Source organism: Actinomadura soli (assembly GCF_005889715.1).
Classification (GTDB): Bacteria; Actinomycetota; Actinomycetes; order Streptosporangiales; family Streptosporangiaceae; genus Spirillospora; species Spirillospora soli.
On record NZ_VCKW01000102.1, the window covers coordinates 1 to 22,732 of the forward strand.

Consider the following 22,732-nt stretch of genomic DNA (forward strand, 5'->3'; position numbering starts at 1 on the left):
GGCGGGCTTCGAGATAGTCCAGGGCGAAACGGTCGAACGTCTCCTCGCCCAGCAGGTGCGTCAGCCCGGGATGCAGGCCGCGCATGGTCTCCAGCAGCCGGAGACGGTAGCCGCGCCAGTAGATCGCCAGGCGCTGGCGGGCGGTCAGCGCCTCGGACGCGGTGAGCGTGCCGGACGCCTCGTCCAGGTCGCCGTCCGGGTCCAGGATCGCCGTCTGCATCCACCGCTGGAGCCCGGCGAGATCGGACGGCTCAGCCATCGTGACTGCCTCCGGCCGGGATCGTCCGCCGGCGGGCTCTGGTGGCGACCTGCCGGGCCTTGCCGAGTTCGGCCTCCAGGACGGGGAAGCCCGGCAGCTTGTCGTCCCATTCCAGGAGGGCGGGGATGTCGGGGCGGCGCTCGGCGACGCGGCGGTACAGCTCCCAGACCTCGACGCTGACCGGGCCGTCGTGGGTGTCGATGATGTGGGTGCCGTAGTCGGTGTGCCCGGCCAGGTGGATCTGCTCCACCCTGTCCAGGGGGATCGCGTCGAGGTAGTCCACCGGGTCGAAGTCGTGGTTGACCGCCGAGACGTGGACGTTGTTGACGTCCAGCAGCAGCCCGCAGTCGGCGTCCTCGGCGAGCCGGGACATGAACTCCTGCTCGGTCATGGTGGACGCCGTGAACCCGACGTACGTGCTCGGGTTCTCCAGCACGAGCCTGCGCCCGAGGAAGTCCTGGACGACGCGGACGCGTCCGGCCACGTGCGCCAGCGCCGCCTCGGTGAACGGCAGCGGCAGCAGGTCATGGGTGTTGCGGCCCATGACCCCCGTCCAGCAGACGTGGTCGGACACCAGCCGGGCCCGCACCGCGTCCGCGAGATCCCGCAGCCGGGCCAGGTAGCCGAAGTCGAGCGGATCGGTGGAGCCGATCGACAGCGACACACCGTGCAGGACGACCGGGTAGCGGTCGGCGATCGCGTCCAGGGCACGGCGGCGCCCGCCCGCGCAGTCCATGAAGTTCTCCGAGATCACCTCGAAGAACCCGACGTCCGGCAGGCGGCGCCGCACATGGTCCAGGTGCGGCGCGCGCAGCCCCAGCCCGAATCCGAGCGGCCGTTCCCCGGCGCTCGGCGGCGTCATCGCTTCTTCCTGGTCGCGCCCTTCCGGCGCGCCCCCGCCGTGCTCGTGCGGGCGGACGTGCTCTTGCGGGCGGACGTGCCCGTGCGGGTGCTCGCCTTGCGGTGCCCGTTCGTCCGCGGGTCCGGCAGGTCGTGCCCGTCGTCGATGTCGTACTCGGGCAGCAGGTCGTCGGGGATGCCCTCGGCCGGGGACGGGCCGAAGGCCAGCCCGGCCCGGTACATCCGGTCCTCCATGATGCGCCTGGCCTGCAGCCACACGCTCTTGCCCTTCATCGGCCCGCAGCTGAACACGCGGCTGACGTTGAGGGGGCTTGCGCAGCTGCCGTTGAACCGGCACGCCTGGTCGCCGGGGCGCCACTGCTGCTCGTCGCTTCCGGCGTAGCCGCAGCCGCCCTGCCCGCGACACTGCCCCTCGCCGTGGCAGACATGGCGCACGGTCGCGCAGTTCCCGGTTCCGGCCATCGCCGCCACGCCGTCGATGTCGAAGGCGTTGCAGGCGTTCAGGCCCATGCAGACGTGCTGCTCCAGCCCCTCGGCCGGGGCGCCGCAGCTCGTCACGCCGAAGCTGACGCCGCTCGCGTCGTCCCTGAGCTCGGCCGCGTACTCGACCGACGACAGCACGTCGGCGTCCGCCGCCTCGTCGTGACCGTCGTGTTCCCGTTTCACCCTTGCCATGGCTCCCCCGATTTCCGCGAATTCGGCGGCAATGTCGAATTCGGCCCTCGATGCCGATGAACACCGCGAACCCTCATCCACCTTTGCCGGAACGAAGATCGGTAACCCCGGGCCTCGACTTATTACGCCCTGCGGAACGCACCCCTCTCCCCTTGACCCGCAATTGGCCGGGCCACACGATCGCTTCAGGAAACCGGGCGTTTGAGGTGCGGAAGGAATCCACCCGGCGACATGGCCGGAGGCGCGCACGATCCCCCGCCCTCACGTCCACCCGACCCCACGTCCACCCGACCTCACCCCACCCGCACGGGAAGCGGGTGTGGGATGATCGTTTTATGCCGGTTGATCCGCATTTGCTGGTGGCGTTCTTCGTGACCTCGGCCGTGGCGATGGTCATTCCGGGGCCGGACATGCTGTTCGTCCTCGGGTGCGGGATGCGAGGTGGGGCGCGGGCCGGGCTGCTCGCGACCGCCGGGGTCGCGACGAGCGAGGCCGTCCATGTCGCCGTCGCGGCGGCGGGGCTGGCGGCGCTGTTCGCGGCGGTGCCGGTCGCGTTCACGGTGGTCCGGATCGCCGGTGCCGCCTACCTCGTGTACCTCGGCGTGCAGACCATTCGCCGCCGCGTGGACGACCAGGACGACCTCCCGTCCGCCGGCGGGATCTCCGGACGCCGCGCCTATCTCAACGGCCTGCTGACCAATCTGCTGAACCCGAAGATGGTCACGTTCACGATCGCGTTCCTGCCCCAGTTCATCGACCCGGGAATGGGTCACGTGTGGGCGCAGTTCGTGGTTCTCGGCGCCATTCTCATCGCGCTGGAGTTCCTCGTCGACGGCACGGTCGGCGTCCTCGCCGGACGGATCGGGGATTGCCTGCGCCGCCGGCGGGCCGCCCGCCGGCGGCTCAACGTCGCCGTGGGCGGGCTGTTCATCGGCCTCGGGGTCCGGCTGGCCGCCGAACGATGACTCAGCCGGTCAGGGCGCCGCGGCCGGTCGGAGAGTGGGCGCCGAGGAGCGCCTCGTTGCCGCAGTGGCGGCAGATCACCATGGGGCTGAGCGTGTGGCCGCAGGAATGCCGCCAGCGGACGGGCGGATCGTCGGGATGCAGGTGCCGGTCGCCCCACCGCATCAGCACGAGAAGGACGTCGCACAGCTCCGCGCCCGCGCGCGTCAGGTGGTACTCGTAGCGGGCCGGGTGGTCGCTGTAACGCTCGCGGCGGACGATGCGGTTCGCCTCCAGCTTGCGGAGCCGGGAGGTGAGGATGTCGCGGGACGCGCCCGTGTTCCGGACGATCTGGTCGAAGCGCCGCACCCCGTAGCTCAGCTCGCGGATGACGAGCAGGCTCCAGCGCTCGCCGACCAGGTCCAGCGTGTCGGCGATGGAGCACTCGCGGGGCGCGGCGTCCTTCGGCATACCGGGCAGCCTAACCGCCGTCAGAGCCGCTCGATGACGGTGGCGTTCGCCAGGCCGCCGGCCTCGCACATGGTCTGGAGCCCGAACCGCCCGCCCCGGTCTTCGAGGGCGTGCAGCAGCGTCGTCATGATGCGGGCGCCGCTGGCGCCGAGCGGGTGGCCGATCGCGATCGCGCCGCCGCGGACGTTGACGCGGGCCGGGTCGGCGCCGGTCTCGCGCTGCCAGGCGAGGACGACCGGGGCGAACGCCTCGTTCACCTCGAACAGGTCGATGTCGTCCAGCGTGAGGCCGCCGCGCCGCAGGACCTTCCCGGTCGCCGGGATGATCGCGGTGAGCATCAGCAGCGGGTCGTCGCCGGTGACGGCGAACGCGTGGAAGCGGGCGCGGGGGCGCAGGCCGAGGCGTTCGGCGACGTCCGCGCCCATGACGAGCACGGCCGCGGCGCCGTCGTTGATCGGGGACGCGTTGCCCGCGGTGATCTTCCAGCCGATCTCGGGGAACCGCTCGGCCGTCCGCTCGTCGTAGTAGGCGGGCCTGAGGCGGGCGAGGACCTCCGGCGAGGTGTCCGGACGGACGGTCTCGTCCCGCTGCCCCGGCCAGGCGACCTCCCGGTCGAACTCGCCGTTCTTCCACGCCTCGGCGGCGCGGCGGTGCGACTCGTGGGCGTAGGCGTCGAGGTCCTCGCGCGGCAGGTCCCAGCGGGCGGCGATCAGCTCGGCGCTGATGCCCTGGCCGACGAGGCCCCCGGGGTAGCGCTCGGCGAGCATCGGCCCGAACGGGTCGCTGCCGGGCGGCACGTTCGACCCCATCGGCACGCGGGACATCGACTCGACGCCGCACGCGATCGCGATGTCGTACGCGCCGCTCTGCACGCCCTGCGCCGCGATGTGCAGGGCCTGCTGGGACGAGCCGCACTGCCGGTCGACCGTCATGGCCGGGACGCTCTCGGGGAACCCGGCGGCCAGGACGGCCGTACGGGTGATGTTGAGCGCCTGGTCGCCCACCTGGGTGACGACGCCGCCGATGACGTCGTCCACCTGTGCGGGGTCGAGCCCGGCGCGCTCGACGAGCTTCTGCAGCGTCCGTGCCAGGAGGTCGGCGGGGTGGTCGTCGTGCAGCGTGCCGTCCGGCTTGCCCTTGCCGAGCGGCGTGCGCACCGCCTCGACGATCACCGCGTCCCGCATGATCCCCACCTCCGTCTGTTTTTCCAACTCACTCCCGCAGTATCCGATCAGTAAGTTGGAAAACACAACCCACCAGGACCGTGGCACCCCTCACACGACGAACCCGGGGGCCGCGGCGCGATGCCGCGGCCCCCGGGTCATCGGGCCGCTCAGCGGGAGGGGCCGATGCTGTGGTCCGTCTGTTCCCTCCATACGTCGAAGCGCCCCTCGGCGGAGCCGCCCGGAAGTGCAGGATCGGACAAGCGCTGCCTCCTCGTGGGCTCGACGTCAGGTTCTCTTCGGACATTAGTCCGGTAAGCCGCCATAGGCCCTCAAACAACCTCAAAGTGCCCGTAACGATCGGGCGCTCAGACGACGGTCGGGGGCTGCTCCTTCGGCACCAGGCGCAGCCGCACCACCGTGGGCACCGAGTCGCGTTCGAGCGCGGCGCACAACCGGGGCACGCCCTCCTCCTCGATCCGTCTCCGCAGCTCAGCCACGTCGGCGCGGTGCCCGTACGCGACGTTCAGCCGCAGTTCAGGACGCCCGGACGAGCCGATCAGCCGGGCCCGCACCTTCCGCACGCCGGGGTACTCCCCGATCTCGTCCTCGATCACGCCCCTGACGGCCTTCGCCGACAGCCGCGTCGCGCCCGCGTCCGCGTCCGGCTCCAGCGCGAGGCCCGACACCTTCCCGGAGCGCCCCTGCGCGAGCAGCCACGCCAGCCCCAGCAGCGCCAGGACGACGGCCGCCGCGGCGAGGGCGGGCCAGAACCAGCCCCGCTCGTCGGCGAAGCGCCGGACGTCGTCGGTGAGGACCGGCGCGGACGCCCGCCCGTCCCCGAAGGCGCCCAGGCCGCGGGCGAGGCCCGCGCCTCCGGCCACGGCCAGGACGGCGCCGAGCAGGGTCAGGCCGGTGCGGTTGAGGTGCGCGGGACGGCGGTCCATCACGGGTCCCGCCGCTTCAGCCGCACCGAGACCGACCGGACGGGCAGCGGCTCCAGCCGGCCGAGCCGTTCGCGCACGGCGTCCGCGACGCCCTCGGCCAGCCCCTCGGGCGCGCGCACGGGCGTCTCCGCGACGACCTTCACCCGGCGGCGGCGCAGCCGTACCCGGCGCACCCGCGACACGCCTGGCGCGTCCTCGGCGGCCGCCGCGGCGGCTCCCTTCAGCCCGCGCCGGCTCACCCCCATCATCAGGTTCGGATCCCGGCCGTGCAGCGGGACGATCCGCGACCTCCCGGGCAGCAGCGCGGCCAGCAGGCACAGCAGGCCGGCCAGCGCCAGGCCGCCGGAGATCGCGAGCACGGACGCGTCGTCCCACGCCGCGTCCTTCGCCCAGCCGTACGGGAACACGTGCGCCGGGCGGTCGGCCAGCGCCGAGATCACCTCGATCGCCGTGAGCGCCGCGGCCGCCGTCAACAGCAGCGCGAACAGCATCGCCGCCCGCACCCGGCGCGACCGGAACGCGTGCCTGGCCGCACGGTCGGCCTTGCGCGGCCTGTCCACCGGAGCGCGCCGCACGGTGGCGGGCCGCGGACCCGCCTGCGGACCGGCCTGCGCGGTCACAGCACGGTCCTCTCGCCGGCGGCGGGATGCTCCAGTTCGGCCACGTCGACGTCCACCTGCCGGACGGTGAAGCCGGTCAGCTCCGCGACCCGCCCCCGCACGTGCTCCCGCACCTGCCGGGCGACCTCGCGCACCGGCGTCGGGTAGGACACCGACATCGTCACGCGGGCGGTGACGATCTCCCCGTTCACCCGCACCTCGGTGCGGGCCGGGCCGCGCCCGGGCGCCGGCACCCCGAGGATCCTCCGGCCGACCCCGCCGGACTCGTCGATCTCCCCCGTCGCCCTCGCCACGATCCGCGCCACGGCCCGATCGCGGATGACCGTCCGCCCCCGCGGCGGCGCCGCGGCGTCGTCCTGGACATCGGTCATCGGGACCGCCGGCCGGTGTTCATGGAGGTGAAGAGCTGCCTGAGGTCCCGATTGCCCTCGATCGCGCGGCCCCCGAGAAACCCGAGCGCGCCCAGGAACAGGACGATGAAGAACGCGCCGAAGCCGCCGAACGCGCCCGCGAACCCGAGCGCCACGCCGAAGGACAGCCCTGCCAGGGGCCACAGCGGTTTCCCGTCCATCCGTATCTTCCTCTCAGGCCGTCACCCATCGGCCAGGTCAGCGATCAGCACGTCGACCTTCCGCCCGCCCGCCAGCGGGGCGACCAGGCGGCGGACGTCCTCGGCGATCTCGGGCAGCGGCCGTCCGTAGCGGACGACCACGCCGATCTCGATCTCGCCGTCGCGCACCGCCACGCCCGCCAGCGGGAGACCCGCGCGGTAGGTCGCGATGCGGACGTGCGGGCCTGCCGTCAGCGCCCGCACGTCCTGGCAGGCCATGGCCGCCTCGGCGACCTGGTCGGCCAGGTCGGTGCGGGGTTCCCCAGCCAGGGGCGGGTGCATGGTGTCCGTCCAGGCGATCATCGGACGCGGGGCTCCCCGGAGCGTTCCCCGGAGTCCTCGGAGTCCTCGCCGGCGACGTGGACGTCGTCCACGGTGATGTTCACCTCGACGACCTCCAGGCCGCACATGTGCTCGACCTCGCTGATGACGTTTTCGCGGACGGCGCCCGCGAGGTCGGGGATGGACAGCCCGTACTCCACGACGAGGTCGATGTCGACGGCGGCCTGCCGCTCGCCGACCTGCACGTCCACCCCCTGGGTGGCGTCGGACGCCATGCCCGGCAGCCGCTCCCTGACCGAGCCGATCGTGCGGGACATGCCGGCGCCCATCTCATGGACGCCGCCGACCTGCCTGGCCGCCATCGTCGCGACCTTGGCGACGACGGTGTCAGCGATCTTGGTGCGGCCACCTGAGGTGACGAGTTCGCTGGAGCCGCCGTCGGCGCCCCGCCTGCGCATCGTCCCGGTCCCGCCCCGGCCGGTGCCCGGTCCATCGTCCTGGCTCATGATCCGCCTCCCCCGCGGAGGGCCGGCACGCCACGCCCCCGGTTCGCTTCCGCCGCGAGGTCCCCCTCGCGCCGGCTTACGTCCGATTCATGCTCGCGACCGTCGCAGCGAACCGCCATTTCGGAAAAAGAGCAGGTCAACGCCGGTTTACCCGGAGGCCCTGCACGGGAGCAAGCGGGGGCTAGCCCTTGAACATCTCGCGCATCTTGCGGGCGGCGTCGCCGGGCTTCTTCTTCTGCCGGGGCTTGTCCTTGGCGGACGCGGGCGGCCGCTCCTCGCGGTCGTTCCCGGTCGACCCGGCCTCGGTCGTCTCGGCCCCGGTCGTCTCGGCCTCGGACTTCTCCGGCTTCTCGTTCACCACGACTCCCCCATGTCGTTACACCGTCGTCCCATGCGTACCCCGTCTACCCGGGATAGAAGCGCACTTCGGGACGCCCGACTTGACCATAGTGGGGCCGGCGGCGGGCCAGGCCGTTCTCCGCGAGGTATTCGAGGTAGCGGCGGGCGGTGACGCGGGAGACGCCGGTGAGGTCGGCGGCCGCGGCGGCGGACAGCCCGTCGGCGGCGCCGGCCAGCACCTCGGTGACGGCCTGGAGCGTCTCGCGGCTCATGCCCTTCGGCAGCGAGCGGTGGCCGGGGCTGCGGAGGGTGGCGAGCATGCCGTCCACGTCGGCCTGGCCGCTGACCTCGCCGGTGCCGACGGCCTGCTCCCGGAACCGCGCGTACCCGACGAGCTTGTCGCGCAGCGACGCGAACGTGAACGGCTTGAGCAGGTACTGGACGACGCCGACCGACACCGCGGAGCGGATCACGGCGAGGTCCCGCGCGGAGGTGACGGCGATGACGTCCACGTCGCTGCCGCCGGCGCGGAGCGCGCGGCACACCTTGAGGCCGTGGGTGTCGGGCAGGTAGAAGTCGAGCAGGACGACGTCGACGGGGGTCCGCTCGCAGAAGCGGAGGGCGTCCGCGCCGGAATGGACGACGCCGGCGACGCTGAACCCGGCGACCCGCTCGACATAGGAGCGGTGCGCCTCCGCGGCGACGGGATCGTCCTCGACGACGAGCACTCTGATCATCGGGACTCCAGGGGAAGTCGGACGGTGAAGATGGCGCCGCCGTCGTGGCCGACGTGGATGTCGCCGCGGTGCCGCCGGACGGCCTGCCCGACCAGGGCGAGGCCGAGGCCGTGGCCGACGGGGCCGCCGGACGTCTTGGTCGTCCAGCCGCGCCGGAACATCTCCGGCACGGCGGACGGGTCGACGCCGCGCCCGCTGTCCGCGACCTGCAGGACGAGCTCGCCGCCGTCCTTGCGCGCGCTGACGACCACGCGCGGCGGGCGGGTGCCCGCGCCCGCGAGGGCCGCGTCGACGGCGTTGTCGATGAGGTTGCCGAGGATGGTGACGAGGTCGCGGGGCTCCACCACGCCCTCGATGGCGGTGTCGTCGGTGACGACGAGCTCGACGCCGCGCTCGCCCGCCTCCGCGGACTTGCCGAGCAGCAGCGCGACGAGCACCGGCTCCGTCGCCGAGCCGACGACCCGGTCGGTGAGCCGCTGCGCGGTCGCGAGCTCGGCGGTGGCGAACTCGACGGCGTCGTCGGGACGGCCGAGCTCCACCAGCGACACCACCGTGTGCAGCCGGTTCGCGGCCTCGTGGGCCTGGGACCGCAGCGACTCGGCGAAGCCGCGGACGGTGTCGAGCTCGCCGGTCAGCCCCATCAGCTCGGTGTGGTCGCGGAGGGTGACCACGTTGCCCATCGCGCGGTCGTGCGACCGGACGGGCGAGGTGTTCACGACGAGGACGCGGGTGTCGCTGATATGGATCTCGTCCGATCGCGGCTTGGCGGAGACGAACGTGGCGATCAGCTCGTCGGACAGCCCGAGCTTCGCGACGGGCTGCCCGCGCGAGGCGTCGGTGAGGCCGAGCAGGTCGCGGGCGGCGTCGTTGCAGAGGACGATGCGTCCCGCCCGGTCCAGCAGGAGCAGGCCCTCGCGGACGGCGTGCAGGATCGCCTGGTAGTACTCGAACATCTCGCGCAGCTCGCCGGGCGCGGCGCCGCGGGTCTGCCTGCGCAGCCGCGCGGACACCAGGTAGCTGCAGCCGAGACCGGCGGCGAGGACGGCGCCCGCGACGCCGACGACGTAGAGGAGCCGCTGGCGCAGCTCCGCCGAGATCACCCGGACCGTGATGCCGACCGAGACGAGCGCCACGATGCGGCGATCACGGCCGAACACGGGCGTGACGGCGCGGACGGACGGGCCGAGCGTGCCGGTGTAGGTCTCGGTGAACGTCCGCCCGGCGAGGGCGGGCGCGGTGTTGCCGACGAACCGCCCGCCGATCCGGGCCGGATTGGGGTGGGTGTAGCGGATCCCGGCCGGGCTCATGATCGTGATGAAGTCTACGCCGGTGTCGCGGCGGACGCGTTCGGCGTAGGGCTGCAGGAGCCTGCTCGGGTCGGGGGCGGCGAGCGCGTCCGGGATGTTCGCGGCGTCCGCGATGCTCCTCGCGACCGCTCTCACGGTCTGCCTGGCGGCGTCGTCGGCGGCGCGCTCGGCGTCCAGGTAGGCGATGGTCGCGCCGACCGACACCAGCAGCCCGACGATCGCGGCCTGCAGCACGAGCAGCTGCCGCGCCAGGCTCCAGCGGCCGGGCCACGTCCATCCGGGACGCCGCACTGTCGCCACCTTTCGTCGCTCCACGCCGTGAACGAAATGTACACAAGCGTGACCATCGTTACTGGACCGCGCATAGTCCTGGGTGCACAGTCTCCGCCCCAGACCACTCATGCTCCATCCCTGCGAGCCGATTTCAGCGCAGGCGTCCGCCGTGTGCATGCGCCCGCTCCGCCCGGCGCATGGACGCCTGCCAAGGCGCCGGCGCCCGTCCAGGATCCGCAGCCCCCGCAATAGCGGGTCCGGACGGGCGCCGCTCCTTGCTTCACAGCTTGGGGCATCACAACTTCGTAGTACGCGCCGAACGCCGCGATGGCCGAGGTCGGCCCGGACGAGCGCGTCACAGAACGGGCGTCACGCCGAAGATCCCGGCGCGCGCCGCGGCACCGGGCGCCCGGCCGCACGAGCCGCGCGGGCGATCTTCAGCCGGTGGACGGGATGCGCTTCATCCTCGGAATCGGCCGGTTCCTTTCCGGGCCCGCGCGCGGCCGCCCGGTGTCAGAGTCACCCCGCTCCTGACACCGGGCGGCACTTCACCCGCGCTTGGCGGCGGGACGGAAGCGGATCACCACCGGCAGGTCCGGCATGCCGATCGCCTTCCGGTACCGCTCGACCGGGCCCGCGCCCAGCTCGCCGTACACCTCGCTGACGAGGGCGTCGCCCGCGAAGGCGACCCGCATGCGGAGCCGGGGCCGGGTGACCGTGCCGGTGAGCCGGACACGGGCGTCCTGGACGCCGGGCAGCCCCCGCGCGTCCCGCGCCAGGTCGTCGGCCGCGGCACGGGCGGCTGCGCGGGTCTGCGGGTCCAGGTCCGGCCACCACCGGTGGACGAGCGCCCGGCCCTGGAAGACCAGCCACAGCTGGCCGGCGAGCGCCACGATCTCCGCGACGCCCGCGGCGACGGGCAGGAACCAGCCGGCGTCCTCGGTGAACCGCGGCAGGGCGGGGTCGAGCAGCGGCCTGCCCGACAGGGCGAGGAGCGCGTCGAACGCGCCGAGACCGGCGGCGAGGGCCGCGCCCCCGCAGAGCAGCAGCGCCGTCCCGGTCGCCGCGATCGCGATCCTCATGTCAGTCCTTCCGCCAGCCGAGCCGGACGTCGACGTCCGGCCGGTGCATGGGCTCGATGCGGTCGAGGCGCTCGTCGACCGCGCGGCGCACCAGCTCGGCGAGGTTCGCCGGGTTGCGGTAGTGCGTGGCCGCCCGGACGAGGAGCCGCCTGCGGAACGGCCCCCGGCCGCGGACGCGGGCGCGCTCGATGCCGTGGACGCCGAGCGCCGCGTCCGCCAGCGTGCGGCGCAGGGCGGCGCGTCCGAGGACGCCCGCCAGGCGCGGGTCGGACCCGGCCAGCGGCATGCCGCGGAGGCGTCCCGGCAGCGCGGCCAGCAGGAACGCGAGCCCGAGGACGGCGACCCCCGCCGCGGCGATCAGGACGTGCGGGTCATTCCAGGCCCGCCCGCGCAGCGCGTCCGCGGCCTCGGCCACGCCCGGCACCGGGTGCACGCCGGACCCGAGCACCGCGGCCAGCAGCTCGATCGCGGCGACCCCGCCGACGACCGTGACCAGCAGCGCGGCCATGAACCCGGCGAGTGCGCGCCTGGGCCGGAACTCCCGGACGGCCAGCCGCCGCGCCCGCCGCTCGTTCTGCGCCTCCTCGATCACGTCCTGGACCAGGGTCTCGGTCATGGCCACCCCCGTGAGCCATCGGCACGTCCGACATCATCACCCATGGTGAGGCATCGTCACGTGCAGTGAAACCCGCCATGCCGACACGTCCGGACGAAAGCGCAGGTCAGCCGGTACCGCCGCCGCGCGTCAGCGGAAGACGACGGTGCGGTCGCCGTTGAGCAGGACGCGGTGCTCGGTGTGCCACCGGACGGCCCGCGCCAGCGCGAGGCATTCGACGTCGCGTCCCACGGCCACGAGCTCCTCGGGGCTGTGGGTGTGGTCGACGCGCGCGACCTCCTGCTCGATGATCGGGCCTTCGTCCAGGGCGGCGGTGACGTAGTGGGCGGTGGCGCCGATCAGCTTCACCCCGCGCGCGTGCGCCTGGTGGTAGGGGCGGGCGCCCTTGAAGCTCGGCAGGAACGAATGGTGGATGTTGATGATCGCGCCGGGCAGTTTGGCGCAGAAGTCGTCCGACAGGATCTGCATGTAACGGGCGAGGACGACCAGGTCGGCGCGGTAGTGCTCGACCAGCGTCAGGATCTCGGCCTCCTGCGCGGGCTTGCCTCCCGGCCCGGCCGGGAGGTGGTGGTAGTCGATCCCGTACGACTGGGTGAGGGGCCGCAGGTCCGGATGGTTGGACGCGACCGCGACGATGTCGATGTCGAGCAGCCCGGACCGCGTCCGGTACAGCAGGTCGTTCAGGCAGTGCCCGCCCTTCGACACCATGATCAGGACGCGGGGCCGCTCGTCGAGCGCGTGCAGCCGCCACTGCAGCTCCAGCTCGGGCGCCAGGGACGCGAACGCGCCGCGCAGCTCGTCGGGGTCGGTGTCGTCCAGGGCCGCGAACTGCACCCGCATGAAGAACGTGCCGGAGTCGCCGTCGCCGAACTGCTGGCTCTCCAGGATGTTGCACCCGCGCTCGGCCAGCAGCCCCGAGACGGCGGCGACGATGCCGGGCCGGTCGGGGCATGACAGGGTCAGCACATATTCGTTCACGGTCTCATCTTTCGGGCGGGAAGCGGCAGCTCAGAACGTCCCTTCGAGCTTACGCGGCGCCCGCCCCCCGCGGGCCGCGCGCCACGTGCCCGGCTGGAGAATGGCCCATGTGAACAAGCGACTTTCCCGAAGCCCGTCGAGGGTCTCGACATGGACGACCTGGCCGCCGCGGCCCGGCCGTTCCTGGAGGAGCGGCCGCTCACGGGCAAGCGGCTCGGCGCGCTGCTGGCCGGGCATGGGCGCGCGGCCGGCTGGGGTGACCGCGCCCCGGCGTCCCTCGCCTACGCGGCCCGCTGCCGGATGGCCCTGTTGCAGTTCCCGCCGCGCGGGGTGTGGGGATCGAGCGGCCCGATCGCGCACACCACCGCCGAGGCGTGGCTGGGCGAACCCCTCGCGGACGACGCGACGCCCGACGAGCTGATCCTGCGCTATCTGGCCGCGTTCGGGCCGTCCACGGTGATGGACGCGCAGACCTGGTCGGGCCTGACCAGGTTGAAGGAGGTGATGGAACGGCTCCGTCCGCGCCTGGTCACGTTCGAGGACGAGAGGGGACGCGAGCTGTTCGACCTGCCGGACGCTCCCCGTCCCGGCCCCGACGTCCCCGCGCCGCCGCGGCTGCTCTACGACTTCGACAACCTGCTGCTGTCGCACGCCGACCGGAGCCGCGTCATCACCGACCGCTTCGAGGCGCAGAACTACCGGGTGCGGCGGCCCGTGCCCAGCATCATCCTCGTCGACGGTTTCACCGCCGGCGAGTGGACGCTCGATCGCCAGGGCGACCGGGCCACTCTGACGATCAAGACATACGACGAGCCCGGAGCGGACGACGCCGACGCGCTTGAGGCGGAGGCGCACCGGCTGATCGGCTTCGCCGCCGACGCCGAGACCCGGAACGTCCGGATAACTCGGTAGCCGCCACCATCCGGTCCTTACGTGAGAGGTTTTCACGTTAGACCTATACTGGCCGCGTGACGAGCATGAACCTCCGGGATCGCTACGACGCCGCGACGGCCGGGATCGAGGCGCCGTTCGCCGTCGTCGACCTGGCGGCCTTCCGCGCCAACGCCGCCGGCCTCGCCCGCCGCGCCGCCGGCAAGCCGATCCGGGTGGCGAGCAAGTCGGTGCGATGCCGGGCGCTCCTGGAGGACGTCCTCGCCCTCGGCGGCTTCGCCGGGATCATGGCGTTCACGCTGCCCGAGGCGCTCTGGCTGGCGCGTCAGGGCGTCAGCGACGACATCCTCGTCGCCTACCCCACCGCCGACCGGACCGCCGTCGCCGACCTTGCCGCCGACCCCGCCGCCGCCCGCGCCATCACGCTCATGACCGACTCGCCCGAGCACCTCGACCTGATCGAGGGCGCCGCGGGCGACCGCCGGATCCGCGTGTGCGTCGACATCGACGCCTCCTACCGCCCCCTCGGCGGACGGGTCAGGATCGGCGCCCTGCGCTCCCCGCTCCACACCCCCGCCCAGGTCGCCGCGTTCGCCGAGCAGGTGCTCAAGCGGCCCTCGCTCCACCTCGCCGGGCTGATGGCGTACGAGTCGCAGATCGCCGGCGTCGGCGACGTCCCGCCCGGACGCCCCGCGCGGAGCCGCGTCATCCGCGCCATGCAGCGGCGGTCCCGGATGGAGCTGGCCCGCCGCCGCGCCGCGATCGTCCGCGCCGTCCGGGGGCTGACCGACCTGGAGTTCGTCAACGGCGGCGGCACCGGCAGCGTCGAGACGACCGCCGCCGAACGCGCCATCACCGAGATCGCGGCGGGCTCCGGCCTCTACCAGCCGCACCTGTTCGACCAGTACTCCAACTTCAGCGGACGACCCGCCGCCCTGTTCGCGCTGCCCGTCGTCCGGCGCCCGGCCCCCGGCGTCGCGACCTGCCTGGGCGGCGGCTACCTCGCGTCAGGCCCCGGCGACGCCGTCCGGCTCCCGCAGCCGTACCTCCCGGCCGGCCTCTCCTACGACCGCGACGAGGGCGCGGGCGAAGTGCAGACACCCCTGCTCGGACGCGCCGCCGACCTGCTGTCCGTAGGCGACCGCGTCTGGTTCCGGCACACCAAGGCCGGAGAACTCTGCGAACGCTTCGACGCCCTCCACCTGATCGACGGCGACCAAATAGCCAGGACGGTCCCGACGTACAGGGGCGAAGGCCGCACCTTCCTGTGAAGGGGGGCGGACCCCCTTCGACCCCCGTCGCGAGCCGGTCGACCGGCTCGTCGGGTCGTGCGCGCGGCTGAGGTCCCGTCCAGGCGGGGAGCTCTGACTCGTCCAAGAACGTCGCCTGTGTTGGGGTCTAGGTTGGGGTTATGAGCGATGCTCCGATGATCAGTGTTCGTGGTGAGGCGGTGCTGGAGGCCGAACCGGAGATCGCGCGGCTGTCGGTGCACGTCCAGTCGCAGGAGTCCGACCGGCGGACTGCCGTCGATCGGCTCACCGAGCGCAACCAGCGCTGCCTCGACCTGGTCAAGTCCTATGGCGAGGCCGTGGAGAGGCTGGAGACGGGCGGGCTGTCGATCACGCCGCTGCTGAAGTACAAGCGGCGCGAGGGCGACGTCCGCGCTTACCGCGGCACGGTCTGGATCAAGATCACGGTCAGCGACTTCGGGATCCTCGGCGAGCTGATCACCCGGCTCGGCGACATGGAGCGCACCTACGTGGACGGGCCGGAGTGGGAGCTGCGGCGCGAGAGCGAGGTGTACGGGCGGGCGGCGCGGCAGGCCGCGCACGAGGCCGTCGAGCGCGCCCGCAGCTACGCCGAGGCGCTCGGCTCCCGGCTCACCGGGCTGGTCGAGCTGTCGGACGAGGGCCTCGGCCGCCACCAGGACACCGGCGGCCCCGTCCAGCTTGCCGCCGCGTACGGGGGCCTGGCCGGGGCGCCCGAGGAGCCCGAGCCGATCGACCTGGAGCCCGCGACGCAGATCGTCCGCGCCGCCGTGGAGGCCCGCTTCACCGTGACCCCGCCCGACCTCGACACGCGCTGAACGGGCCGGGCCCGGTGCCCGTACTCCATGGTGTGGGAGGACCTGACTGCGGGGAGTTCCGCATCGGCCTCGGCGTCTACGCCCTGGGGCGGTTGCCCGGCGCCGAGGCGGACGAGCTGTCGGCGCATCTGCTCGGCTGCCCGCCGTGCCGCGCCGAGCTCGCGGAGCTGCGGGGCGTCGCCGAGCTGCTCCGCCGCACCATCGCGCAGCGGCCCGTTCCCGTCCAGGGACACGAGCGCGTCGTCCCGGCACGCAAAGGCGCCGGCCGCGTCACGCGGGCCGGCGCCTCCGGGACGAGGTTCAGCGGCGCCTGCGCCTACGGCTCCAGAGGATCAGGACGGTCACGGTGACGGCGGCCCCGGCACCCGCGGCCACCAGGCGCTTGTCGATCCCACCGCCGTCCTTGGCGTCGGACTCGTCGGACCCCTCGGAGGGCCGCACCATCGAGCCGACCGCCCGCACGACCTGACCCGCCTCCTCCTTCAGCCGATCGGTGCCCCGCTGCGCGACGTTCTTCGGATTGACCCGGGCGGCGAGCTCGTCGATGGTGCGTGCGAAGCTCTGGCGGGTGAGCTGGAGCTCCCGTTCCAGCGCGTCCGGGTCGCGAGCCCTGTCAGCCATGCCGTGTCCTTACCGTGTCGGGCGAAACCATGACCAGCGAAGCGTGATCCGAACAGTGTGGCAGGTCTTCCCGCCGGACGTCCGCCGTACCCCAGCCGGTACCGTTGGACCAACTATCCGAGCGAAAGGCGGGTCAGGGTGTCCGAGCGGCTGCAGCCAGGGGACGTCGCCCCCGATTTCGAGCTTCCCGACGCCGACGGCGAGACGGTGTCGCTGGCCTCCCTGCGCGGGCGGCGCGTGATCCTCTACTTCTACCCGGCGGCCCTGACGCCCGGATGCACCAAGGAGGCGGTCGACTTCCAGGGCAGCCTCGGCGACCTGGGGTCCGCCGGCGTCGCGGTCGTGGGCATCTCCCCCGACAAGCCGGCCAAGCTCGCCAAGTTCCGGGAGAAGGAGGGCCTGAGCTTCCCGCTGCTGTCCGACGCCGACACCGAGGTCCTCCAGGCGTACGGCGCGTACGGGGAGAAGAAGCTGTACGGCCGCGTCGTCGTCGGCGTCATCCGCTCCACCTTCATCATCGACGCCGACGGCAAGATCGAGAAGGCGTACTACAACGTGAAGGCCACCGGCCACGTGGACCGCCTCCGCCGCGACCTGGACATCTGACCCTCACCCGGGTCACGGCTCACCCGCCCAAAGGCACCCAGCGCCGGAGGAAGCCTCGACCGTGACGGGGGTTCCAGGGGGTCGCCCCCTGGGAGATACGAGTGCGGGCGGGGGGATTCGAACCCCCACGGTGTCTCCACCAACAGGACCTAAACCTGCCGCGTATACCTGATTTCGCCACGCCCGCCGGCGCTCCAGGAAAGCGCGTTCAAGCTTAGCGTTCTGATCGGCGGGTCCGGCAATGGAATTGGGAGGGCCCGAACCCGTCCGTCCGGGTAAGGGACGCGCCGCCGCCGGAGTTGCGGACGGGCGCCCGGAGAATCCGTCGCGGTATTTGCCGAACGCCCTCGGCAGGCGGGCGCGGGCGGCCTAGGCTTGATGAGTCCGTCCGCCCGCACAGTCGGTGACGCCATGACCACAAGCCCGGCGGTACCGCCGTGAACGACTCCTTCACGCACCGCGTGCTCCCCTACGACGGGATGGATCAGCTCCTCGACGGCGCCCTGCCCTTCCTCCACGACGGGGTGGACGCGGGCGACCGCGTCCTCGCCGTGTGCGGGACCGCGCGGGAGACGCTGCTGCGCGACGCCCTCGGCCCCGCCGCCTCGGCCGTCGAGTTCACCGACGCGACCGCATGGTATGCGCACCCGTCCCGGACGCTGGCCGACTGCCTCAGCGACGCCGACGACACCGCCTGGCAGGGGCGGCGGCTCCGCGTCCTCGGCGATCCGGTGTGGGCGTCGCGGTCGCCGCTGGAGGTCGCCGAATGGCAGCGCGTCGAGGCCGTCCTCAACGTCGCGTTCCGCGGCACCGGCGCGTCGCTGCTGTGCCCGTACGCGGCCACGCTGCCCGCCGGCGTCGTCGCGGCGGCCCGCAAGACGCACCCCGAGACGGTGCGCGGCGCGCGGGCCCTCGCCAACCCCGGTTTCGTCGACCCGTGGGTCTTCTGCGAGCAGTGCGACCGCGAGCCGCTGCCCGCGCCGCCGCCCGGCACCGACACCTTCAAGATCGACCGGCCGGACCTGTTCTGGCTGCGCGCCTACGTGTCCGAGTTCGCGCGGCAGACGCCGCTGCCCGAGGACGGCGTCCAGCGGCTCCTCGTCGCGGTCACCGAGATCGTCACCAACGCGCTGCGGCACGGCGAGCCGCCCATCGTCCTGCGCATGTGGACGGACGCCCCCGACGGGAGGCCCGGCTTCGTCTGCGAGGTCAGCGACGGCGGCCGGTGGCCGGCGGGCAGCGGATACGGGCTGATCCCGCCGCGTCCCCGCGCCGCCGACTCCGGCGGACGGTTCGGCCTGTGGGCGGTCCGGCTGCTGTGCTCGGTCGTCCAGATCCGGACGGGCGACCACGGCAGCGTCGTCCGGCTGCGCCTTGACCTGCCCTTTTCCGCCGAAGTGAACGGAGCGTGAGGAACTCCATGCGTTGGGCTTCCAAATTCCCGGCGGCGGCGTACGCTGAACCAATCACCGACCTCGATGGGCAGGCCATGGAGAAACCCTGGTTCGCCAAGCGCCCCGTCAGCGGCGTCCGGCCCGGAGATCACGGCTGGCTCGCCTACAGCGGCTCCGAGGAGCGCGACCGGGTCATCGGACCCTTCGTCCAGGAGGGCCTGCAGACCAACGAGAAGGTCGTCTACGTCACCGACGCGCCGCCCGAGCGTCTCCCCGGCCTCGGCACCCGGCACCACATCAACGTGGACGCCTACCGCAGGGCGGGCCAGCTGCGGGTGATCTCACGCCAGGACGCCTGCCTCGACCGCTACGGCGGCTTCGAACCGGCCAGGATGGTCGACACCCTCGGACGCGAGGTCGACAAGGCGTTCGACCAGGGCTTCCGCGCGGTCCGCATCACCACCGACTACAGCTGGCTGCTGAACGAGCCGCGGCGCTCCGACCTCGGCCAGGTGCTGGGCTGCGAGCACCGGGTCGGCGACGCCGTCTCGCCGAGCACGATGGCGATGGCCATCTGCCAGATCGACCGGCACGCGTGCCCCCGCGATGAGCTCATCGCCCTCCGCGACACACACGAGGTCCTCGTGGAAGTGAACCCCGAATTCGATGACGGGATCCTGAAGATAGTGCGCACATTCGAACCAGACGGCCTGCGCGTCGAAGGCGAGCTGGACGCCGCCCGGCACGCCGTGTTCGCCGAGAAGCTCACCCAGGTGAGCAAGGACCGCGGTCGCGTCCATCTCGACTTCTCCCGGCTCGCGTTCATCGACCTCGGCGGCCTGCACCTGCTGGCGCGGCACGCCACCGTCCTGCCGGCGAGCGAGCCGCTGGTGCTCGACCACCTCGCGCCGGACGTGGAGAGCGTCATCGAGATGGTCGGCTGGCACCGGCTGCCGGGTCTCACGCGCGGCACCGAGCGCGTGCTCTCCGACTCGGAGGGGATCGGCTGATGACCATAGAGCACAGGGCCTTCCTGTACCGCGACGTCGACGAGTTCCTCGAAGTCACCGTCCCGTTCCTCAAGTCCGGGCTGGAGCGCGACCAGGCCGTGATCGCCGTGGCCCGCGAACCCAACCTGACCGCCCTGCGGGACGTGCTCGCACCCGAGGCCCCGCCGATCCAGTACTTCGACTCCGCCGAGTTCTACCGGCACCCCGTCCACACCCTGCGGGACTACCAGACCGTCGTGAAGCAGAGCGCGCCGCGCACCGTCTGCGCCCTCGCCGAGCCCGTCTGGGACGGCTGGGACGAACGGCAGACCCTGGAGTGGATCCGCTACGAGTCCCTCATCAACGTGGTGTTCGACGGTTCGGGCGCCCGTTCGCTGTGCCCCTACGACACCGAGACACTGCCGCCCAGGGTCGTCGCGGAGGCGCGACGCACCCACCCCTGGCTGGTGGACTCCGGGCACAGCGGCCCCAGCGGCGAGTACATCGACCCGGTGACGTTCGGCTCCGGCTGCGACCGCGGCCTGCGCTTCGACCGTCCGCGCGACGCCGACTACCTCCCCATCGACGGCGACGACCTGCACGCGCTGCGGTCCTTCGTCGGCGAACGCGCCGGCAAGCACGGCCTCGCCAAGCAGCGGGCACAGAACCTCGTCACCGCCGCCAACGAGGTCGCCGCGAACGCGCTGCAGCACGGCACCCCCCCGATCGGGCTCTGGGTGTGGCAGGACGGCGCCGACCTCATCTGCGAGATCGGCGACAACGGCTTCTGGCGCCCCGGCCCGAGCCCGCTCACCGGCTTCATCCCGCCCGACTCGGCCCTCCAGCGCGGCTTCGGCCTCTGGACCGTCCGCCTCCTGGTCGACCTGATGGAACTCCGCGCAGGCTGGGACGGCACCTTCGTCCGCCTGCGGGTTCGCTAGCGTCGCTTCGGCTCGCCTGGCGGCTCGCTGCGCGATCAGGTTTCTCGCAGGCTCGAAACCTGCCTTCGGTCGCGATCGCAAGCGTTGAGGTTGTTGCGTGGTTGCGGCGAAGGGCTGGGGTCGTGGCTGCGGGTCAGGCGATCGCGGCGGGGATCAGGGCTGCCAGGGCGCGGAAGGCTCGGCCTCGGTGGCTGATCGCGTCCTTTTCCTCGGGGGGCATTTCGGCGGTCGTGCGGGTCTCGCCGTCGGGGACGAAGACCGGGTCGTAGCCGAAGCCGCCGGTTCCGCGAGGGGCGCGGATGACGGTGCCGCGCAGCCGGCCCTCGACGCAGTGCTCGACGCCGCCCGGGACGACCAGGACGGCCGCGCACACGAACGCGGCGCCGCGCTGATCGTCGGGCACGTCGCTGATCTGGTCGAGGACGAGGCGGAGGTTCGCGGCGTCGCGGTCGCCGGTGGCCTCGCCGAGGCGTCCCGACCAGCGCGCGGACAGGACGCCGGGCATGCCGTTCAGCGCGTCCACGCTCAGGCCCGAATCGTCGGCGACGGCGGGCAGGCCGGTGAACGCGGAGATCGCGCGGGCCTTCAGCAGCGCGTTGCCCTCGAACGTCAGCTCCGTCTCCGGCACGTCGGGCGCGCCGGGGAAATCGTCGAGGCCCGCGATGTCGAGGTCGCCGAGGATGCGTTCCAGCTCCGCGACCTTGCCCTGGTTGTGGGTCGCGAGCACGATCCTCGTCATCGGGCGAGAGCCGCGGACTGCAGCCGGGTCAGCTCGGCGCAACCCGCGGAGGCAAGGTCGAGCAGCGCGTCCAGCTCGGCGCGGTCGAACGGGGCGCGTTCCGCGGTGCCCTGCACCTCGGCGAAGCGGCCGTCGCCGGTGCACACGACGTTCATGTCGGTGTTGGCGGCGCCGTCCTCCTCGTAGCAGAGGTCGAGGCGGGGCTCGCCGTCCACGACACCGACGCTGACCGCCGCCACGGACGTGATGAGCGGGTCGCCGCGCAGCAGCCTGCGGCCCCGCATCCAGGAGACGGCGTCGGCCAGCGCCACGTACGCGCCGGTGATCGCGGCGGTGCGGGTGCCGCCGTCGGCCTGCAGGACGTCGCAGTCGAGCTGGACGGTGTTCTCCCCGAGCGCCTTGAAGTCGACGCAGGCGCGGATGGACCGTCCGATCAGCCGGGAGATCTCGTGGGTGCGGCCGCCGATCCGGCCCCGGACGGCCTCGCGGTCGTTGCGGGTGTTGGTGGCGCGGGGCAGCATCGCGTACTCGGCGGTGACCCAGCCGAGGCCGCTCTCGCGCCGCCAGCGGGGCACCGAGTCCTGCACGGACGCGGCGCACAGCACCCGGGTCGCGCCGAACTCGATCAGCACCGACCCCTCCGCGTGATCGAGCCATCCGCGCTGGATGCGGACGGGACGGAGCTGGTCGTGCGCGCGATCATCGGGGCGAGGCATGCGCTCCACCCTAGCGGGAGTCAGAGCGTGTACTGGGCGCCCACGCGAGCCAGGTCGATGGGGCCCTCGTAGCCGCTGGCCTTGGCCTCCTTGAACGAGACGTCCGCGTCGTTCCACGGCACCAGATGGGTGAGGACGAGCCGTCCCGCCTCGGCGCGGGCGGCGTGCTCACCGGCCTCCCGGGCGGTCAGATGGAGCTCGGCGGGAAGGCCCGGCTTGTCCAGGAAGGACGCCTCGCAGAGGAACAGGTCGGCGCCGCTCGCCAGCTCGACCAGCGTCTCCGACGCGCCCGTGTCGCCGGAGTAGGTGAGGGTCTTGCCGTCGTACTCGATGCGGAACGCGTACGCCTCCACCGGGTGCGGCATCAGCGCGGTCGTCACGCGGAACGGCCCGATGTCGTAGGGGCCGCGGCGCAGCGTCCTGAAGTCGAACGCCCCGGACATGCCGGGTACGGGGTCCAGGTCGTACGCCTTGGCCATGCGCGCGGCGGTGCCCTCGGGGCCGTGCACCGGGATCCGCGGCGCGGGGCCGCTCGGCCGGTACGTGCGCGCCACCCAGTATCCGCACAGGTCGAGGCAGTGATCGGCGTGCAGGTGCGAGATGCAGACGGCGTCGATCTCATACAGCGAGCGGAAGCGCTGCAGCGACCCGAGCGCGCCGTTGCCGAGATCGAGCACCAGCGCGTAGCCGTCCGCCTCGATCAGATAGCTGGACGCGGGGCTGTCCGGCCCGGGAAAGCTGCCCGAGCAGCCGATCACTGTGACCCGCACGCTCACTCCTCCTTCGGGTCCCCGAGGAATCAGGTGGTCAGAGAGCCGGCACCCGGTACACGTCCATGTCGGTCTGGTCGGCACTTCACACCAGTGTGACCCGGCCGACCGCGGGATTCGAGATGGCGCCCGTCAGGCGCGGGCAATCGGTGCGGGCGACCGGTGCCCGCCGTCGAGGATCCCGGTGGGAGCGTCGGGAGGCCGTCCCCCCGCGATGGGTCTGACATGGTGCACAAGGCTAAGCGACGGGACCCCGCCCGGGCGCGTCATGCGTTCGACATCACACCGTCACGCGGCGGAAAACCGTCCAG

At 72.8% G+C, this 22,732-nt stretch carries 30 protein-coding genes and 1 tRNA gene; 9 read left to right on the forward strand and 22 right to left on the reverse strand.

The window, feature by feature from the left end; all coding sequences use genetic code 11:
* The 3 genes from ETD83_RS20330 to ETD83_RS20340 all read right to left on the reverse strand — a co-directional run.
* Positions 1-259, reverse strand: a 259-nt coding sequence (locus tag ETD83_RS20330; RefSeq protein ID WP_138646724.1) for an HvfC/BufC N-terminal domain-containing protein, incomplete at its 3' end; no start/stop codon positions are given.
* Entirely contained in the window at positions 252-1,121 is an 870-nt protein-coding gene (gene bufB, locus ETD83_RS20335; RefSeq protein WP_138646725.1) for an MNIO family bufferin maturase, read from the reverse strand. The genes ETD83_RS20330 and bufB, both read right to left, overlap by 8 nt.
* Positions 1,118-1,795 (reverse strand): hypothetical protein, encoded by a 678-nt coding sequence (locus ETD83_RS20340; RefSeq protein WP_138646726.1) that lies wholly within the window; start codon positions 1,793-1,795, stop codon positions 1,118-1,120. The genes bufB and ETD83_RS20340 overlap by 4 nt, the downstream gene beginning before the upstream one ends.
* A gap of 335 nt (positions 1,796-2,130) precedes the next feature.
* Here ETD83_RS20340 and ETD83_RS20345 point away from each other — a divergent pair, with 335 nt between their 5' ends.
* A complete protein-coding gene (locus ETD83_RS20345; protein WP_138646727.1) occupies positions 2,131-2,760 on the forward strand; it encodes a LysE family translocator in 630 nt (209 codons plus the stop codon).
* Between the two features lies 1 nt (position 2,761).
* Here ETD83_RS20345 and ETD83_RS20350 read toward each other — a convergent pair whose 3' ends face one another.
* The 14 genes from ETD83_RS20350 to purU form a co-directional block, all read right to left on the reverse strand.
* Complete coding sequence (locus ETD83_RS20350) at positions 2,762-3,208, reverse strand: winged helix-turn-helix transcriptional regulator (protein WP_138646728.1); 447 nt, start codon at positions 3,206-3,208, stop codon at positions 2,762-2,764.
* Positions 3,209-3,228: 20 nt separating this feature from the next.
* Complete coding sequence (locus ETD83_RS20355; RefSeq protein ID WP_138646729.1) at positions 3,229-4,392, reverse strand: thiolase family protein; 1,164 nt, start codon at positions 4,390-4,392, stop codon at positions 3,229-3,231.
* A 347-nt stretch (positions 4,393-4,739) separates the two neighbouring features.
* Positions 4,740-5,318, reverse strand: a complete 579-nt coding sequence (locus tag ETD83_RS20360; RefSeq protein WP_138646730.1) for an alkaline shock response membrane anchor protein AmaP — start codon at positions 5,316-5,318, stop codon at positions 4,740-4,742.
* Positions 5,318-5,938, reverse strand: coding sequence for a DUF6286 domain-containing protein (locus ETD83_RS20365; RefSeq protein WP_138646731.1), 621 nt, complete (start codon positions 5,936-5,938; stop codon positions 5,318-5,320). Before ETD83_RS20365 ends, ETD83_RS20360 begins: the two co-directional genes overlap by 1 nt.
* Positions 5,935-6,309: an Asp23/Gls24 family envelope stress response protein gene (locus ETD83_RS20370; RefSeq protein WP_138646732.1), complete on the reverse strand. Its 375-nt coding sequence runs from the start codon at positions 6,307-6,309 to the stop codon at positions 5,935-5,937. The genes ETD83_RS20365 and ETD83_RS20370 overlap by 4 nt, the downstream gene beginning before the upstream one ends.
* Positions 6,306-6,509, reverse strand: coding sequence for a hypothetical protein (locus tag ETD83_RS20375; protein ID WP_407921507.1), 204 nt, complete (start codon positions 6,507-6,509; stop codon positions 6,306-6,308). Before ETD83_RS20375 ends, ETD83_RS20370 begins: the two co-directional genes overlap by 4 nt.
* A gap of 21 nt (positions 6,510-6,530) precedes the next feature.
* Positions 6,531-6,851 carry a hypothetical protein gene (locus tag ETD83_RS20380; RefSeq protein WP_230421043.1) on the reverse strand — a complete coding sequence of 107 codons (321 nt, stop codon included), beginning with the start codon at positions 6,849-6,851 and terminating at the stop codon, positions 6,531-6,533.
* A complete protein-coding gene (locus tag ETD83_RS20385) occupies positions 6,848-7,336 on the reverse strand; it encodes an Asp23/Gls24 family envelope stress response protein (RefSeq protein ID WP_138646733.1) in 489 nt (162 codons plus the stop codon). The genes ETD83_RS20380 and ETD83_RS20385 overlap by 4 nt, the downstream gene beginning before the upstream one ends.
* A 181-nt stretch (positions 7,337-7,517) precedes the next feature.
* Positions 7,518-7,694, reverse strand: coding sequence for a hypothetical protein (locus tag ETD83_RS42650; RefSeq protein WP_171064342.1), 177 nt, complete (start codon positions 7,692-7,694; stop codon positions 7,518-7,520).
* 46 nt (positions 7,695-7,740) lie between these two features.
* The gene (locus tag ETD83_RS20390) at positions 7,741-8,412 is read right to left on the reverse strand and encodes a response regulator (protein ID WP_131964924.1); all 672 of its coding nucleotides are present in this window, start codon (positions 8,410-8,412) and stop codon (positions 7,741-7,743) included.
* Entirely contained in the window at positions 8,409-10,034 is a 1,626-nt protein-coding gene (locus tag ETD83_RS20395; protein WP_230421044.1) for a sensor histidine kinase, read from the reverse strand. Before ETD83_RS20395 ends, ETD83_RS20390 begins: the two co-directional genes overlap by 4 nt.
* A gap of 506 nt (positions 10,035-10,540) precedes the next feature.
* A complete protein-coding gene (locus ETD83_RS42655; RefSeq protein ID WP_171064343.1) occupies positions 10,541-11,074 on the reverse strand; it encodes a hypothetical protein in 534 nt (177 codons plus the stop codon).
* 1 nt (position 11,075) lies between these two features.
* On the reverse strand, positions 11,076-11,690 hold the full coding sequence (locus ETD83_RS20405) for a DUF6286 domain-containing protein (RefSeq protein WP_138646735.1): 615 nt from the start codon (positions 11,688-11,690) through the stop codon (positions 11,076-11,078).
* Between the two features lie 129 nt (positions 11,691-11,819).
* Positions 11,820-12,668 carry a formyltetrahydrofolate deformylase gene (gene purU / locus ETD83_RS20410; protein ID WP_138646736.1) on the reverse strand — a complete coding sequence of 283 codons (849 nt, stop codon included), beginning with the start codon at positions 12,666-12,668 and terminating at the stop codon, positions 11,820-11,822.
* Positions 12,669-12,761: 93 nt separating this feature from the next.
* Here purU and ETD83_RS20415 point away from each other — a divergent pair, with 93 nt between their 5' ends.
* The 4 genes from ETD83_RS20415 (at position 12,762) to ETD83_RS20430 (ending at position 15,995) form a co-directional block, all read left to right on the forward strand.
* Positions 12,762-13,580 (forward strand): winged helix DNA-binding domain-containing protein, encoded by an 819-nt coding sequence (locus ETD83_RS20415; protein ID WP_268920474.1) that lies wholly within the window; start codon positions 12,762-12,764, stop codon positions 13,578-13,580.
* Positions 13,581-13,645: 65 nt separating this feature from the next.
* A complete protein-coding gene (locus ETD83_RS20420; protein WP_138646757.1) occupies positions 13,646-14,830 on the forward strand; it encodes an amino acid deaminase/aldolase in 1,185 nt (394 codons plus the stop codon).
* A gap of 140 nt (positions 14,831-14,970) precedes the next feature.
* Positions 14,971-15,645, forward strand: coding sequence for an SIMPL domain-containing protein (locus ETD83_RS20425; RefSeq protein ID WP_138646738.1), 675 nt, complete (start codon positions 14,971-14,973; stop codon positions 15,643-15,645).
* Between the two features lie 32 nt (positions 15,646-15,677).
* Entirely contained in the window at positions 15,678-15,995 is a 318-nt protein-coding gene (locus ETD83_RS20430) for an anti-sigma factor family protein (RefSeq protein WP_138646739.1), read from the forward strand.
* Here ETD83_RS20430 and ETD83_RS20435 read toward each other — a convergent pair.
* On the reverse strand, positions 15,946-16,266 hold the full coding sequence (locus tag ETD83_RS20435) for a DUF3618 domain-containing protein (RefSeq protein WP_138646740.1): 321 nt from the start codon (positions 16,264-16,266) through the stop codon (positions 15,946-15,948). The two genes, ETD83_RS20430 and ETD83_RS20435, sit on opposite strands and share 50 nt — an antisense overlap.
* Positions 16,267-16,404: 138 nt before the next feature.
* On the opposite strand from ETD83_RS20435, the gene bcp reads away from it, so the two are divergent.
* Entirely contained in the window at positions 16,405-16,872 is a 468-nt protein-coding gene (gene bcp, locus ETD83_RS20440; protein ID WP_138646741.1) for a thioredoxin-dependent thiol peroxidase, read from the forward strand.
* Positions 16,873-16,974: 102 nt separating this feature from the next.
* On the opposite strand, the gene ETD83_RS20445 is transcribed toward bcp, so the two are convergent.
* Positions 16,975-17,059: transfer RNA gene (locus ETD83_RS20445), tRNA-Leu, on the reverse strand.
* A 250-nt stretch (positions 17,060-17,309) separates the two neighbouring features.
* Between ETD83_RS20445 and ETD83_RS20450 the strand changes: the two genes are divergently transcribed.
* The 3 genes from ETD83_RS20450 (at position 17,310) to ETD83_RS20460 (ending at position 20,196) form a co-directional block, all read left to right on the forward strand.
* The gene (locus tag ETD83_RS20450; protein ID WP_138646742.1) at positions 17,310-18,284 is read left to right on the forward strand and encodes a sensor histidine kinase; all 975 of its coding nucleotides are present in this window, start codon (positions 17,310-17,312) and stop codon (positions 18,282-18,284) included.
* Between the two features lie 77 nt (positions 18,285-18,361).
* Positions 18,362-19,276, forward strand: coding sequence for an MEDS domain-containing protein (locus ETD83_RS20455; protein WP_138646743.1), 915 nt, complete (start codon positions 18,362-18,364; stop codon positions 19,274-19,276).
* Complete coding sequence (locus ETD83_RS20460; protein WP_138646744.1) at positions 19,276-20,196, forward strand: sensor histidine kinase; 921 nt, start codon at positions 19,276-19,278, stop codon at positions 20,194-20,196. The genes ETD83_RS20455 and ETD83_RS20460 overlap by 1 nt, the downstream gene beginning before the upstream one ends.
* A gap of 133 nt (positions 20,197-20,329) precedes the next feature.
* Here ETD83_RS20460 and rdgB read toward each other — a convergent pair whose 3' ends face one another.
* Genes rdgB through ETD83_RS20475 form a run of 3 tightly spaced genes read right to left on the reverse strand, consistent with a single transcriptional unit; the run spans position 20,330 to position 22,421 of the window.
* Positions 20,330-20,935: an RdgB/HAM1 family non-canonical purine NTP pyrophosphatase gene (gene rdgB / locus ETD83_RS20465; RefSeq protein WP_138646745.1), complete on the reverse strand. Its 606-nt coding sequence runs from the start codon at positions 20,933-20,935 to the stop codon at positions 20,330-20,332.
* The gene (gene rph, locus ETD83_RS20470; protein ID WP_138646746.1) at positions 20,932-21,651 is read right to left on the reverse strand and encodes a ribonuclease PH; all 720 of its coding nucleotides are present in this window, start codon (positions 21,649-21,651) and stop codon (positions 20,932-20,934) included. Before rph ends, rdgB begins: the two co-directional genes overlap by 4 nt.
* 20 nt (positions 21,652-21,671) lie before the next feature.
* Positions 21,672-22,421 (reverse strand): MBL fold metallo-hydrolase, encoded by a 750-nt coding sequence (locus ETD83_RS20475; RefSeq protein ID WP_138646747.1) that lies wholly within the window; start codon positions 22,419-22,421, stop codon positions 21,672-21,674.
* Positions 22,422-22,732: the final 311 nt, after the last annotated feature.